The sequence below is a fragment of the Streptomyces sp. WAC00040 genome (assembly GCF_056835925.1).
Map to the genome: position 1 here is coordinate 638,654 of NZ_JAKQZE010000004.1, position 13,019 is coordinate 651,672.

Annotated in this window: 16 protein-coding genes; 12 read left to right on the forward strand and 4 right to left on the reverse strand. The window is 67.8% G+C overall.

Features of this window, described 5'->3' with window-relative positions:
- Nucleotides 1-55: 55 nt before the first annotated feature.
- Both MDN94_RS33465 and MDN94_RS33470 read left to right on the forward strand, forming a co-directional pair.
- Nucleotides 56-1,435, forward strand: a complete 1,380-nt coding sequence (locus tag MDN94_RS33465; RefSeq protein ID WP_482729573.1) for an MBL fold metallo-hydrolase — start codon at nucleotides 56-58, stop codon at nucleotides 1,433-1,435.
- On the forward strand, nucleotides 1,432-2,715 hold the full coding sequence (locus MDN94_RS33470; protein WP_482729574.1) for an MFS transporter: 1,284 nt from the start codon (nucleotides 1,432-1,434) through the stop codon (nucleotides 2,713-2,715). The genes MDN94_RS33465 and MDN94_RS33470 overlap by 4 nt, the downstream gene beginning before the upstream one ends.
- 19 nt (nucleotides 2,716-2,734) lie before the next feature.
- On the opposite strand, the gene MDN94_RS33475 is transcribed toward MDN94_RS33470, so the two are convergent.
- On the reverse strand, nucleotides 2,735-2,863 hold the full coding sequence (locus tag MDN94_RS33475; RefSeq protein WP_482729575.1) for a hypothetical protein: 129 nt from the start codon (nucleotides 2,861-2,863) through the stop codon (nucleotides 2,735-2,737).
- Nucleotides 2,864-2,939: 76 nt separating this feature from the next.
- On the opposite strand from MDN94_RS33475, the gene MDN94_RS33480 reads away from it, so the two are divergent.
- The 3 genes from MDN94_RS33480 to MDN94_RS33490 all read left to right on the forward strand — a co-directional run bounded on the left by MDN94_RS33480 (nucleotide 2,940) and on the right by MDN94_RS33490 (nucleotide 5,683).
- Nucleotides 2,940-3,116: a recombinase family protein gene (locus tag MDN94_RS33480; protein ID WP_482729576.1), complete on the forward strand. Its 177-nt coding sequence runs from the start codon at nucleotides 2,940-2,942 to the stop codon at nucleotides 3,114-3,116.
- 544 nt (nucleotides 3,117-3,660) lie between these two features.
- Nucleotides 3,661-5,001, forward strand: coding sequence for a TrkH family potassium uptake protein (locus MDN94_RS33485; protein ID WP_482729845.1), 1,341 nt, complete (start codon nucleotides 3,661-3,663; stop codon nucleotides 4,999-5,001).
- Entirely contained in the window at nucleotides 4,994-5,683 is a 690-nt protein-coding gene (locus MDN94_RS33490) for a potassium channel family protein (RefSeq protein ID WP_482729577.1), read from the forward strand. The genes MDN94_RS33485 and MDN94_RS33490 overlap by 8 nt, the downstream gene beginning before the upstream one ends.
- 546 nt (nucleotides 5,684-6,229) lie before the next feature.
- Here the strand turns inward: MDN94_RS33490 and MDN94_RS33495 are convergent.
- Nucleotides 6,230-7,336: a helix-turn-helix domain-containing protein gene (locus tag MDN94_RS33495; protein WP_482729578.1), complete on the reverse strand. Its 1,107-nt coding sequence runs from the start codon at nucleotides 7,334-7,336 to the stop codon at nucleotides 6,230-6,232.
- Nucleotides 7,337-7,484: 148 nt separating this feature from the next.
- On the opposite strand from MDN94_RS33495, the gene MDN94_RS33500 reads away from it, so the two are divergent.
- From MDN94_RS33500 to MDN94_RS33520, 5 genes are all read left to right on the forward strand, one after another.
- Nucleotides 7,485-7,748 carry a hypothetical protein gene (locus MDN94_RS33500; protein ID WP_482729579.1) on the forward strand — a complete coding sequence of 88 codons (264 nt, stop codon included), beginning with the start codon at nucleotides 7,485-7,487 and terminating at the stop codon, nucleotides 7,746-7,748.
- 248 nt (nucleotides 7,749-7,996) lie between these two features.
- Nucleotides 7,997-8,440: a glycine-rich domain-containing protein gene (locus MDN94_RS33505; RefSeq protein WP_482729580.1), complete on the forward strand. Its 444-nt coding sequence runs from the start codon at nucleotides 7,997-7,999 to the stop codon at nucleotides 8,438-8,440.
- Between the two features lie 71 nt (nucleotides 8,441-8,511).
- Nucleotides 8,512-9,348, forward strand: coding sequence for a serine/threonine-protein kinase (locus MDN94_RS33510; protein WP_482729581.1), 837 nt, complete (start codon nucleotides 8,512-8,514; stop codon nucleotides 9,346-9,348).
- Nucleotides 9,349-9,713: 365 nt separating this feature from the next.
- Entirely contained in the window at nucleotides 9,714-9,872 is a 159-nt protein-coding gene (locus tag MDN94_RS33515; RefSeq protein ID WP_482729582.1) for a hypothetical protein, read from the forward strand.
- 512 nt (nucleotides 9,873-10,384) lie between these two features.
- Nucleotides 10,385-11,134, forward strand: coding sequence for a recombinase family protein (locus MDN94_RS33520; RefSeq protein WP_482729583.1), 750 nt, complete (start codon nucleotides 10,385-10,387; stop codon nucleotides 11,132-11,134).
- On the opposite strand, the gene MDN94_RS33525 is transcribed toward MDN94_RS33520, so the two are convergent.
- Nucleotides 11,097-11,696, reverse strand: coding sequence for a GNAT family N-acetyltransferase (locus MDN94_RS33525; protein WP_482729584.1), 600 nt, complete (start codon nucleotides 11,694-11,696; stop codon nucleotides 11,097-11,099). The two genes, MDN94_RS33520 and MDN94_RS33525, sit on opposite strands and share 38 nt — an antisense overlap.
- Before the next feature lie 138 nt (nucleotides 11,697-11,834).
- On the opposite strand from MDN94_RS33525, the gene MDN94_RS33530 reads away from it, so the two are divergent.
- The gene (locus tag MDN94_RS33530; protein WP_482729585.1) at nucleotides 11,835-12,116 is read left to right on the forward strand and encodes a hypothetical protein; all 282 of its coding nucleotides are present in this window, start codon (nucleotides 11,835-11,837) and stop codon (nucleotides 12,114-12,116) included.
- 195 nt (nucleotides 12,117-12,311) lie between these two features.
- Here the strand turns inward: MDN94_RS33530 and MDN94_RS33535 are convergent, their stop codons facing one another.
- Nucleotides 12,312-12,617, reverse strand: a complete 306-nt coding sequence (locus MDN94_RS33535; RefSeq protein WP_482729586.1) for a DUF3732 domain-containing protein — start codon at nucleotides 12,615-12,617, stop codon at nucleotides 12,312-12,314.
- A 196-nt stretch (nucleotides 12,618-12,813) separates the two neighbouring features.
- Here MDN94_RS33535 and MDN94_RS33540 point away from each other — a divergent pair, with 196 nt between their 5' ends.
- Complete coding sequence (locus tag MDN94_RS33540) at nucleotides 12,814-13,017, forward strand: hypothetical protein (RefSeq protein WP_482729587.1); 204 nt, start codon at nucleotides 12,814-12,816, stop codon at nucleotides 13,015-13,017.
- Nucleotides 13,018-13,019: the final 2 nt, after the last annotated feature.

Sequence of the window (13,019 nt, forward strand, 5' to 3'; positions counted from 1 at the left end):
TTGAGTCTGGTGGGCGTGACCACACGCCCCCGCTCCCGAGATCCTGGAGGACGCCGTGGGCTTCGCGGACGATCACCTCATACCGCTGGTCGACGAAGGACTGGGCAACAGCGCCTACCTGCTCGACCTCGGCGACGGCCGCGCCCTGGCCATGGACGCCAGCCGCGACCTGCGCGCGCTGCGAGCGGCAGCCGAGCGGCGCGGACTGCAGATCGCCTTCGCCGCAGACACGCATCTGCACGCCGACTTCCTCTCCGGCGCCGTCCAGCTCGGACACGACACCGGGGCGACTGTGCTCGCCTCCGCCGCCGGCCGCCGGGCCTTCGCGCACCAGGCGCTGGTAGACAGCGACGAGGTAGACCTCGGCGGGCTGACCCTGCGGGCTTTGGCCACCCCCGGCCACACCGACGAGCATCTGTCCTTCCTGCTGCTGGACGGTGGCCGGGAACTCGGCGTGTTCACCGGCGGGTCGCTGATCGTGAACTCCGCCGCCCGCACCGACCTCCTCGGCGCGGACCGCACCGAGGAACTCGCCCGCGCCCAGTACCGGTCGCTGAAGCGGTTGACCGCGCTGCCGGACGAGACGGCGGTGTGGCCCACGCATGGCGCCGGGTCCTTTTGCTCCGCGCCGCCCGGCACCGAGCGCACCACCACCATCGGCGCGCAGAAGCAGGCCAATCCGCTGCTCGCTGCGCCCGACGAGGACAGCTTCGTGGCACAGCTGGTTGCGAGCCTGGGCACCTATCCCGCGTACTTCGACCGGCTCGGCGAGATCAACCGGCGCGGCCCGGCGGTCCTGACCGCGCAGCCGACATTGCCCTCCCTGTCCGCGCAGCAAGTGCGGGCCCTGATGGCCGACGGCGGCCACGTAGTCGACGTCCGGCCGGCCGCCGACTACGCCGCCGGTCACATCCCCGGCTCTCTGTCGATCCCGCTGCGCGAGCAGTTCGCGACCTGGCTCGGCTGGCTCCTGCCCGACACCGCGCCCCTGGCCTTCGTCACCGGCGAAGACCAGGACCTGAGCGAAATCGTCTGGCAGGCATACAAGATCGGCTACGAGCGTCTCGCCGGCCGCCTCGCGGGCGGCATGACCGCCTGGCTCGCCGACGGCAACTCCCAGACCTCGACCGCGTTCCTCGCCGCCGACCGTGCCTCCGGCCGCCCCTACGTCGATGTCCGGCAGGAAGCCGAGTTCGCCGCCGGGCACGTCCCCGGCGCGGTGCACATCGAGCTGGGCGCCCTGAACCAGTCCGCCGCTCACGCCCCGACCGGATCGGTCGTGGCCTGCGGGCACGGTGAGCGCGCAATGACTGCCGCCAGCCTGCTGGAGCGCGCAGGCCACACCGATGTCGCTGTCCTCGACGGCGGACCGGCCGACTACACCGTTGCCCACGGTCAGCGACTCGTCGAGGGCACGGCGGGCACCCGCTCGTGAGCACCACGCCTACCGCGGCTGCACCGACCGATTCTCAGGGGCGGCCCGTCCGGCTCGGCCTGCGGGAGAACTGGGTGCAGTTCACCCTGCTGGTCATCGTCAACATCTGCGTCGGCGGCCTGGTCGGTCTGGAACGCACCACGGTCCCGCTCATCGGCTCCGAGACCTTCGGTCTGACCAGCGACCTGGCGGTCTTCTCCTTCATCATCGCCTTCGGCCTCACCAAGGCGTTCACCAACCTCGCCGCCGGCGCCCTCACCGCCCGCTTCCGCCGCAAGCAGCTACTGGTGGCCGGCTGGCTGCTCGGCATCCCTGTCCCCTTCGCGCTCGCCTACGCACCATCCTGGGGCTGGATCGTGGCGGCCAACGTCCTCCTCGGCCTGAACCAGGGTTTGACCTGGTCGATGACTGTCAACATGAAGATCGACCTCGTCGGCCCCTCCCGCCGAGGACTTGCCACCGGCCTTAACGAGGCCGCCGGCTACACCGCGGTGGGCGTCACCGCCCTGCTCACCGGTTACCTCGCCACCAGCTATGGCCTGCGCCCCGTCCCCGAACTTATCGGCGTCGTCTTCGTCGCCGCGGGCCTCGCCCTGGCCCTGGTCGTCCGCGACACCGCCGCCCACGTCGCCCTCGAACTCGCCAACCACACCAAGCCCCTGCCCACGGACGAGGACACCGGCCTGAAGGCCACGTTCACCCGCACCTCCTGGCGCAACCGCTCGCTGCGCGGAGCCAGCCAGGCCGGCCTGATCAACAATCTCAACGACGGCCTGACCTGGGGCGTCTTCCCCCTGCTCTTCACCGACCACGGCCTCGGCCTTGCAGCGGTCGGCCTGATCAAGGGGCTCTACCCGATCCTGTGGGGGATCGGGCAGATCCCCACCGGTCACCTCGCCGACCGGATCGGCCGCAAACCCCTGATCGTCTACGGCATGCTCGTCCAGGCCGTCGGCTTCGTCCTCGCCCTCACCCTGTTGGAGCGCCCCCTGCTCGCAGGCATCCTGTCCGCGGTGTTCCTCGGTCTGGGCACCGCGATGGTCTACCCGGCCCTCATCGCGTCCATCTCCGACCACGCCCACCCAGCGTGGCGGGCCAACGCACTCGGGACGTACCGGTTCTGGCGCGACATGGGCTACGCCGCCGGAGCGCTCGTCGCCGGCATCCTCGCCGACGCCCTCGGTCTGAACGCCACCGTCATCGCCGCCGCCGTCCTCACCGCCGCCTCCGGGCTCCTCGCCGCCCGGTGGATCACCGAGCACCGGCCCGACACCCGCTGAACGAACAGCCTGCCGGCCGCTACCGGTGCAGGCTCTGGGTGACCCGCCACGAATGCCGCTGCAGCTCCCCCTCCTCGAAGGCATGGACCTCTTGCAGGTCCCAGCCGTTGGCGAGGTCATTGACGAAGCCGCGGTCGAAGAAGTGCACAGCGAAGCCGCCGTGCTAGAAGATGCCGTCCCCGCCGCGGCGGTCGGCAGTGTGCCCTTCCATCCTCACAAACGGCTTGCTGCTGTTCGCGTTCTTCGCCGCGATGGCGGAGACCGAGCGGGAGAACATCCGCGAGTCCACTCTGGACGGGCTCGACACCGCAGCCCGCAGGGGCAAGCACGGTGGCCGGCCGCCGGTCGCCAGCGGTCCAGGCGCCGCCGGCAGGTCTGTCCGAGCCGAAACCCAGCTCTAGGGGCAGAAGTTGCAACGCGGTGTCTTGGTGCAGGACGTACAGGATCCCCTGCCGACACAGCCGGTCGTCCGCTGGTTTCGGCCCCGGCGACCGCTCGGGCCAGGGCGGCGGCAGCGGCTCTCTCTTAGCCGCTGTTAGAGGAACTCAATGAGGACAGCGGTGATCACCATCCAGCCACCGATTCCGACAAGCCACCCTGCCTCGATGAGAAAGCCACAGACGATCAGAGTCGTCCCGGCCAGGGAGAGCCCATACATGGTGAGGCGGGCGCCACGATCGTTACCTCTGATCTTCACGTCGCCGCCCTCCAGCGGCCCGGCGCCCCGACTGCACCGGGCACATATGGTGTCGGTGGAAAGCGTGACGCGGTCATGGGGGAACGCTAGGCCGCGACTCCTCACTCGTGGGCGAGTCGACGCGTCAGGGCTGCGTATAGATGCGCTGGGCTCGCGTCAGGGACGCGTACAGAACGCTGTCCAGGTGGATATCGTCGTCCGGTGCGAGTGATCGAACTGTGGTCCGGCGACAGTGCGGAGCTGCCGTGGTGAGCCGGCGGTGGCCCCGACTACGGCATCCGGCGCAGGTCGTCGTGGCCGGGTTCGCCACGGCGATCCTGGTGGGCACGGTGCTGCTGATGCTCCCGGCGGCCAGAACGGGTCCCGGCGGAGCGAGCGTGCTGGAAGCCCTGTTCACTTCGGTTTCCGCCGTGTGTGTGACAGGGCTGGTCGTGGTGGACACCCCGACGTACTGGACCGGGTTCGGTCAGGTCGTGATCCTCGGCCTGATCCAGCTCGGCGGCCTGGGCATCATGACGTTCGCGTCGCTTTTGGTGGTACTTGTCTCTCGCCGGATCGGGCTGCGTGCCCGGCTGACCGCGGCGGCCGAGACCAAGACCCTGGGACTGGGCGATGTGCGGTTGGTCATCTTCGGCGTGGTCAAGGTCAGCCTGCTGCTGGAAGCGCTCACCGCACTGGTACTGACGTTGCGTTTCGCCCTTGGCCATGACGCGTCGTGGCCAAGGGCACTGTGGCTGGGCGTCTTCCATGCCGTCTCGGCGTTCAACAACGCGGGCTTCGCTCTCTACTCGGACAGCCTGATGGGGTTCGTCACCGATCCGTGGATCTGCCTGCCGATCGCGTTCGCGGTCATCGCCGGAAGCCTGGGCTTCCCCGTGCTCTTCGAGTTGCGGCGACGTTGGCGCAGACCGTGGGACTGGTCGCTGCACACCAAGATCGTGGTGTGGGCGAGTGGTGTCTTCCTGGTCGGCGGCAGCGTGTTCATCACCGCGATCGAGTGGACCAACCCGGCGACCCTGGGGCCGCTCGACACACCTGGCAAGCTGCTGGCCGGTTTCTTCCAGGGCGTGATGCCCCGCACCGCGGGCTTCAACAGCGTCGACACCGCCCAGATGAATCCCGCCAGCTGGCTCGGCATGGATGTCCTGATGTTCGTAGGCGGTGCCAGCGCCGGCACCGCGGGCGGCATCAAGGTCACCACCTTCGCCGTGCTGTTCTTCGTCATCTACGCCGAAGTACGCGGTGAGAGCGCGGTCAACATCTTCCACCGTCGCCTGCACGGGGACACCCAGCGCCAAGCCCTGACCGTCGTGCTGCTCTCGGTGGGCGCCGTGGTCGGCTCCACGGTGGTGTTCATGGTCTTCACCGACATCAACCTCGACCGGTCACTGTTCGAGGTCATCTCCGCCTTCGCCACCGTGGGCCTGTCCACGGGCATCACCGCGGATCTGCCCTCCGCCGAACAGGTCCTGCTGATCGTGCTGATGTTCATCGGCCGCCTCGGACCCATCACCGTGGCCTCCGCGCTCGCCCTGCGCCGGCGCGTCCGCATGTACGACCTTCCCGAGGAGCGACCCGTCATTGGCTAGGAACCGCCGCCCCAAATCCCGCCCCGTTGACCACGACGACTCCGTCGTGGTCATCGGTCTGGGCCGCTTCGGACGGGCCCTGGCGCTCGAGCTCGTCGACGAAGATACAGAGGTCCTCGGCATCGACGAGAACCCCGAACTCGTCCAGCAGTTGGCCGGTTCCCTCACCCACGTCGTACGCGCCGACTCCACCAAGGAGGACGTACTGAGGCAACTGGCCGTCCACGAGTTCAACCGCGCCGTCGTCGCCATCGGCACCGATCTGGAAGCCAGCATCCTCACCGCCTCACTGCTCGTCTCCTTCGGCATCCAGGACGTGTGGGCCAAGGCGATCAGCGACGCCCACGGCCGCATCCTCACCCAGCTCGGCGTCCATCACGTCGTCTACCCCGAGCACGACATGGGCCAGCGCGTCGCCCATTTGGTGCGCGGCCGCATGCTCGACTACATCGAGTTTGAAGACGACTTCGCCATGGCCAAGACCAATCCACCCGCCGACGTCATCGGCAAACGCCTCGGCGACAGCGCCATCCGAACCCGCTTCGGCCTGACCGTCGTCGCCATCAAACGCCCGGGCGAAGGCTTCACCTACGCGACGGCTGACACCGTCGTCCAAGCCGACGACACCATCATCGTCGCGGGCCGCACCCGGCACACCGAACGCTTCAGCGAACTCCAATGATGGGCCGCAGCGTGACAGGCGCGGCCGGCAGCTGCCCCCATTTTGGAGGGACGTTGCTCGTCGCTCGCTGAGATGCTCCGACTATTGCTGAAGCATGCTCTCGCCATATTGCTTCATACCGCCGTCCTCCAAGACGAGGTCGCGAGCTGCATCATCCGGTCAGATGCTGGCGGGCTGAGCGTCACTTTCGCGACACCCCTCTCTTGCGAGCGGGAACTCGGTTGCGTCTGTGACGTGTTGTCCGGTGCACACTCGGTAAACGACTCTGATGTCCTCTTCACCCTCCGCGCGGATGCTTCCCCATGGAATGGGTCTGATGCAGGTTCGGGTGGCAGGTTGGGGCACGCGGCTTGGGGGGCCGGGGTGGTCATGACGGTTTCGAGTTCGACGGGAGTCAGCCGACCGATGGCCCGCATGACGTGATGTTGCATCCAGGCGGGCAGGGCGACCGGTGTACCTGCCAATGCAGACTGATCTTCTAGCGCCTTAACATCCCCCGGCATCGCTCCGGAGATGCTGCCTGCTTCGCGAGGCAGCGTCCTCCACTCATGTTTGCTCGATCTCTGTCATCAGGAGTCGGAGGGTGAGCGAGTGCTTCTCCGGCGGTAGGGCCGCCATGGCGGCTCGGGCGTACTCGACGCCTCCGTGAGGGTCACCACTGCGGGCGATCATCAAGCCGCGGTGCATCTCAAGGTGCGTCGCAAACCGGGGAAGCGTCTCGGGCAGTTCTCGTGCGGCTTGCTCTTGGGCTTCGATTGCGCCCTTCTCGTCACCCAAGCGTGCGAGCAGGAGAGACAGGAACACGTTCATACGCCACCACGGCACCGCGTAGTCCGACGTTTGCTCGTGAGAGCCTGCGCGATCAAAGACGCGACGCCCTTCCTCGGCCAGGGACACGGCGGTGGTGCGGTCGCCCCGGATGGCTGCTGCGTGCGCTTTCCCCATGATCGCGTTGAGTAGGCCAAGGGAAGGTTTCTTGCTGATCGCCATGGCTTGGTCGGCGAGAACGTCTGCGACGCCGAGCGATGCGCCTTCGTACCCGAGAGCGATTGCCGCCCGTCCTCGGACCCAGACGCGGGCGTCGTCGTCGCCCGACTGGTCGGCGGACTGGGCGGCCATTCGGTACCAGTGCACTGCCTTGGCCCCGTCTGAACCGGGGAACGTCTTGGCGTACAGGGTCATCAATCGTGAAGCGACGGACCAGAGTTGGGGCTGCTCCAGTTGCTGCTGGACTGCGACCAGTTCGCCGGCGACCCGGCGTTGCATGTCTGCGGCTCCCATGGACATGTACTGGGTGCCATACGTGGCTAGCTTGGCTTCCCATGTCTCGGTTGTGGGGCCGCCCTGGAGGCGGGCCGCAAAGCCCATGGTGAGCAGGTCGGAGGCAACGACCGGAGCTATCGCAGCCCCGGCCACGTCGGTAAGGAAGGTTCGGCGCTTCACATCGTCCTCGAGTACGGCTAGGGGAACGTCAAGCACAGCGGAGAGTGCGCGGAGGTAGAACTCTCCGGGCTGAATCTTGGAACACTCCCAGTTGCTGACGTACTCCCGCGAGAGCGAGGTGCCGTGTGCGTCGTTGATCTCCGACGCCAGGCGACCCTGCGACCATCCGCGGGCGTTACGCAGCTCTCTGATCAGCTCGCCGATCCTCATGCTGTCCATCTTCCTCCGAAAGTGCCACGAGGGAACTCAAGTGCCCAAGCCCTGGGGGAACTTCACACTAGAGATCACACTAGTCCCGCCCTGTGACCGCCTCGATGCTTGCTGTGACGGCAAAGGCTCACCACAAGGGGGCATGGCGATGACCACGCACAAAGCAACGCCCTTATCGGGCTTGGACCATCCGCAGCAGCCACGACCTGGCATCGGTGACGTGGCGAAGGACGTGGCCACGGGACGAGTCGGGGCGATCATGGGGGAGCTCGGCGGACGGGTGCAGATGCGGCCGGTTCAGGGCGGCATGGAGTGGGACGCCATGCCCGACGATGTCGTGGCACTCGGGGCGCGGGACGAGCTGAGCGAACGCCTGGCCGTGAAGGACCACAACAGCGAGGTCGGCCTGTGATGGCGGCAATCGGCAGGTACACCGGGCTGCTGTTCATCATCGGCATCAGCAGCGCGTCCGGCCTGGTGGCGGGGACGGCCCTCGGCACCAGCCATTAGACCGGTCCGCCCCGGAAGGGTGCCAATTCCACTGCTCCCCGTCCCCGTCCGGGGCTGGCCTCCAAGCCCGCTCCCCAGTCGTCTATGAGCCGAGCTCGACGGCCGGGGGACGGGATGCCCGTGTATCGCCTCACACAAGGAGATGTACGCATGACGGCAACGGCGAACGACCAGAGGACGGGTCGCGCGATGGCCGGCGAGGAGCTGTTCGAAAGCCTCGCCCACTTCGTGGTCGTTCACGACGGACAGACACCCGAACGCGCCGAGCGGATCACGGACCAGGCCGTGGCCTTCCTGGTGACGGCAGCCACGGCCACCGTTCCCATGGTTCCGTCCGATGACGTGGATCTCGGGCTTCACGCGCTCATCCTCCACACGAAGGAGTACGCCGGGCTCTGCGAGAAGTACGCGGGTCGCTTCCTGCACCACAACCCGAAGCCTGGCGGCGGCGCGCGTGACCCGGAGATGGTGGCCGCCTCGGCACAGGCGATGAAGGCCGCTGGGTTCATGGTCTTCGACGACCTGTGGACCGTGAATGGCGAGAACCTGGCGCAGTGCGACTCCGACTGCGGCCGTCCCTACGGCAAGGCGTAGTCCGCGGCGACCGTGTGCGGCCGGCCTCTGCTCAGGGTCGGCCGCTGCGCCCATGAAGGGAGACAACGATCTTGTCCGGTCTGACTCCAGAACTGCCGATCGTGGTGCTCGACGCGCTCATGCCCACGTCTCAGCGCCTCGTGCTCAACCGCCGTGGATCCTCGGTCTGGGAGGTGGACGGGGCTCGCGGTCGGCACGCGGTGAAGCTCGGGTATCCGATCGAGGCCACCGCCGAGTGGCCGGGCCAGCCCTGGACCGCTCTCGCGCCGGCCCGTGAGGGTGCGGTTCTCCACCGACTCGGTGCCGATGGCATCGCGTACGGGGAGTGGGAGCACGGAACGTGGAATGTCCAGCCGTGGCGTGAGGGTCCGGACCTGTACCGGCTGTGGGAGCCGTGCCGTACTGAGGGTTCGTCCGTCGAACCGCATATGAGTGTGGTCCTGGGTTGTGTGGAGGCCCTGGCCGAACTGCACGCGGCGGGCTGGGCTCACGGGGATGTGCAACCGGCTCACTTCATCGTCGGGCCGGAGCGGACACATCTCATCGACCTGGCGCTTGCGCGTGGAGGGCACGTTCCAGCGGGATTCGATTTCCCGTTCCGGGGCTGTCTCGTCCACTACGAGGCGCCGGAAATCTCGCGCAGCGTGCTCGCCACCGGAGAAGCGGAGCCGACGCAGGCTGCTGACGTCTACGCCCTCGGCGCGTCCCTGATGATCTCCGCCACCGGTTGGCGGGCGGTCGAGTATCCCGACGACGCACCGCGTCCGGTGCAGCGGCAGGCAGTCGCGGACGGACGACGTCGTTCCGTAACCGTGCCCGGGGAGCTGGGCGGCCTGGTCGAGGCAATGGTCAGCTTCGCGCCTGAGGACCGGCCGACCATCTACGAGGTGGGCAAGGCCTTGAGCTGAGCGTGGCCCGTCCGTCTGCTGACGCCGCTGGAGTCCAATGCACAACAACTGAAGACCGGACCACCCCTGAGCCTGGACAGCGGGGGGTGGTCCGGTCGCGGAAGCCCTGATCAGGATTCCGGTGCCGATGGTACCGGGGTGTTCGTCGTGCCTGGATGCAGGCTCGTGACCAACCTGGCTCCTGTGAAGCTGAGTTGAGAGGAGCGGAGCGGTTTGCCTCGTGGCCGGTGGGGTTGGTGTGGGTGGCGCGGGTGTGATCACGTCCGGCCGGAGCGGCTTGGCCGGTGTCCTGCCCGGTTGGGGGTCGGGCATGGCCAGGGGGCCGTACGCGGTCCGGCTACTCGGGCATGCTTGTCCCCTGCACGGTGGCTGCGCTGACGGTCCTAGCACTGATCTTGAATGTGCTCCTGGCCGCGTTCGGCGGTGACTCCGAGCAAGTGAAAGCCGCCGCTGAGGCATGTTCCACGACCTACATGATGGGCTTCGGGGCGATCGTGGGACTCATCGGCGGCAAGGTGGCGTAGTGACTCCTTCTGCGGGGTGGGCTTCGCTGGCCTCGACAGGTGGTCCACGCCTGGTCCACACAGGCTGATCCACAGGGTGCCGGGCCGGATCAAGGTGAGACAGTCCCATGCAGAAGGGGTGCCCCTCCAGCGAGGGGCACCCCTTCTGACAAGTACGTCTGTCACCTGCAGGGGCGGTGAAATCCGAACCCGCGGTGACGCTTTCACGTCACACGTTTTTCACAAACGGTCCTTCGCGCGAACAAGATCCAGAACGGGTGGTCCGCTCCTCGCCGGCTCCGGACTCGTTCTCAGAACCTGTTCTCGCTCAAAGGTCGGACGGACCCCCTTCTGCGACTTGCATTGTGGAAGATCCGGGCCCATGACGGGCCCTCAGCAGATCTCCCCGGCCGACCGGTCGGACGCGGACAACGTCGAGCAGCAGGCCTGTCAGAAGTGTGACGCTCCGCCCGGCTCGCCGTGCCGCTCGCGGCGGCGCGGTCGCCTCCGCCTGTCACACCCGCCGCTTCCCCATGGTGCCCCGACTGAAGAAGGCGCTGCGGGTGCCGACCCCGGCCGACCGCGGCCCGGGCCGGCCGTGGCGGCCCGGCACCTCGCCGCCGATCGACCCCGACCTGCCAAGCGCGGACATCCGCATCGGGTATGCAAGGTGCTCGACCCTCGGGCACGAACTCGACTCCCAGCTGGACGCCCTCAGTAAGCACGGCATCCCCAGGGACAAGATCTTCAGCGAGAAGACCAGCACTCGGGTGCGGCTGCGCCCCCAGTTCGAGGAGGCGCTGCGGACCGCGCAAGAGGTCAACGCGCACGCTCCGCACTGCCGGGTCATCTTCACTGTCTACGAGATGAAGCGCCGTGACCGCGATGCCGCCGAACTCACCGCGCTTGCCGACCACTTCACCACCCACGGCCTGATCCTGGAGATGCTCGCCGGACCCCTGCCGGCATCTACGACCCCACCGGGCCGGGCAAGCTGCTGTTCGCTTCTTCGCCGCGACGGCGGAGAATCGAGCGGGAGAACGCAAGGGCAAGCACGGCGGCCGGCCGCCGGTCATCACCGACGACCTGCTCCACACCGTGCTCCGACGCCGGGCACTCGGGAAGGCGCTCACAACGGCAGCGTCCGCCCGGGGTGTGCGCCGCACCTGTCTGCCGGAAGTCGAGGCGTTGCAACCGGTGCCATCATCTGCCTCCGACGGCTTGGAAGGCGACCTGGACGATCCGTCAGAAAGCGGGCGGCTCGTGCGCGAGGCGGGCCGTGAGGGCGTTCTTCGCGTCCGGCCACTCGGAGCGTGTAAGGCTGTAGAGCGCGGAGTCGCGGATCCAGCCGTCACGCATCACCATGTGCTGGCGCAGGACCCCCTCCTGGGTGGCGCCGAGACGGGTGATTGCGGCCCTCGAAGTGCTGTTGCGTACGTCGGTGAGGAACTCGACGCGGTTCATGCCCAGCGTCTCGAAGGCGTGGGTGAGCATGAGCAGCTTCGCCTCGGTGTTGACGGCGGTGCGCTGCCAGGACCGGCCGAGGAACGTGAAGCCGATCTCCAGTCGGCGATGCGGCAGATTGATCTCCATGAACCGGGTCGACCCGGCGATGCGCCCGCCGGCCAGGTCGACGGTCGCGTACGCGAGTTGGGTACCGGCGGCGTGAGCGGCGAGCGCATCGTCGATGAAGGCGCCCACGTCGCGGGGGTGGGGAACGAGCGTCACCTGAAGGTTCCACAACTCGCCGTCACGGATCGCCTCGCACAGGTCGTCGTGGTGACTGTGCGCGAGCGGTTCCAGCCGCACATGTGCGCCTGCCAGTGGTGCGGCTTCCCAGCCCATGCCCTACCCCCCAGGTGATCCGTGCCGGGCGTGACGCTACCCGCACGGGTGGGCCGGGCACCGGGTCGACCAGTATGCGGGCACAGCGTGCGGGCGAATGCGCGCCTCAATTGGATCGCACCTCGGCAGCATCCCCCCATGACCGAACGGCCGGCTCGCCGCGAGCGGACACTGCTGCTCTCCGGGGACCACGGCGAAGCGACCCTGTCCGCGCATCGGGCGGAATCGTTCGCCCGGGACGAGTTCTGGAGCGTCGACTCGGGCCGCTGCCCTACACGTGGCAGCTGGACCGTCACGGCCCTGGCCGCAGCTACGGCTGACCTGCGACTCGCCTCCTGGGCGTGGCACATGCCCGTACAGGCTCCCGGCGACTACGCGAGCATCAAGCGCTGGGCGTCACGGACTGGAGGCGCACCATGATCGCGTCCTTCAACCCCACCGGACACGAACTACCAGTTCCACGTCGCCGTCAAGGACCGAGACCACGAGCAAACGCCCGAGGGTGCAGCGAAGATGCGCGCGAGAGGCTGGCAGAACATGGACGAGCACCGATGGTGGCGCACCAAGCTGCCCGATCGGACCCGACGGCAGCCGCCGCACTCGTGCGAGTCGTCATCACCGATCTGCGGGCCGGCGGCCCCACTGCCCGGACGAAGTCACCGCCTGGGACATCAGCGCCGGTGACGACGGCGAACTGTGGGTGCCGGCATCGGGGTCCACGTGCATCCGCGTCGCGGAGAGCACTGCGGGGAAGTACACCTGCGACGGCTGGTCGACGCCCAAAGCGTGGGGAACCGGGCTCCGGTGGCTGGTGAACCACTCGTGGAGGCTGAGGATGGTGGAATCGTGGTAGCCCAGGTGGTAGTCGGCATTTCCCATGGCCTTGAGCTGGACTGGTCCGTCGATGGTGTCGGCGATCACCGCCGGGACGCCCCGTCGGACGGGTTCCACAGGGTTTGATCGCCCAAGTCGCAGTACTGGCTCACGTCAGCCTCTCACTGCTGGTCAAAGGGGTCGACAGGTCTCACACCGGCGTTTCCGGAAGTTGCTGAAGCGGTCGCGGCGCTCGGTGACCCGTGTCTGCTTGAGTGCCGCTCGCCAGGGCCGGCCGTCCAGCGTGAGCCGGCCGGTATACGCAGCCCTGACCCACCTGTCCTCGCTGCCCCCGGTAACGACTATGGTCGCCCTCATCAACGACGGCGGGGAGGAGTCCATGGACACCGTCTTCAACGACGAGTGGACAGAGGAATGCGATCTCCTCAACGCCGAGGTGGAGCGCGAGATCGAGGAACTCCTCACCAAACCCCGCAGAAACCGGTAACC

Bases quoted from the DNA above. Each gene is read 5' to 3' on its own strand.
- MDN94_RS33525 (WP_482729584.1), bottom strand. From the start codon at position 11,696: ATGGGCTGGGAAGCCGCACCACTGGCAGGCGCACATGTGCGGCTGGAA.
- MDN94_RS33505 (WP_482729580.1), top strand. From the start codon at position 7,997: ATGACGGCAACGGCGAACGACCAGAGGACGGGTCGCGCGATGGCCGGC.
- MDN94_RS33495 (WP_482729578.1), bottom strand. From the start codon at position 7,336: ATGAGGATCGGCGAGCTGATCAGAGAGCTGCGTAACGCCCGCGGATGG.
- MDN94_RS33500 (WP_482729579.1), top strand. From the start codon at position 7,485: ATGACCACGCACAAAGCAACGCCCTTATCGGGCTTGGACCATCCGCAG.
- MDN94_RS33530 (WP_482729585.1), top strand. From the start codon at position 11,835: ATGACCGAACGGCCGGCTCGCCGCGAGCGGACACTGCTGCTCTCCGGG.
- MDN94_RS33520 (WP_482729583.1), top strand. From the start codon at position 10,385: ATGGTGCCCCGACTGAAGAAGGCGCTGCGGGTGCCGACCCCGGCCGAC.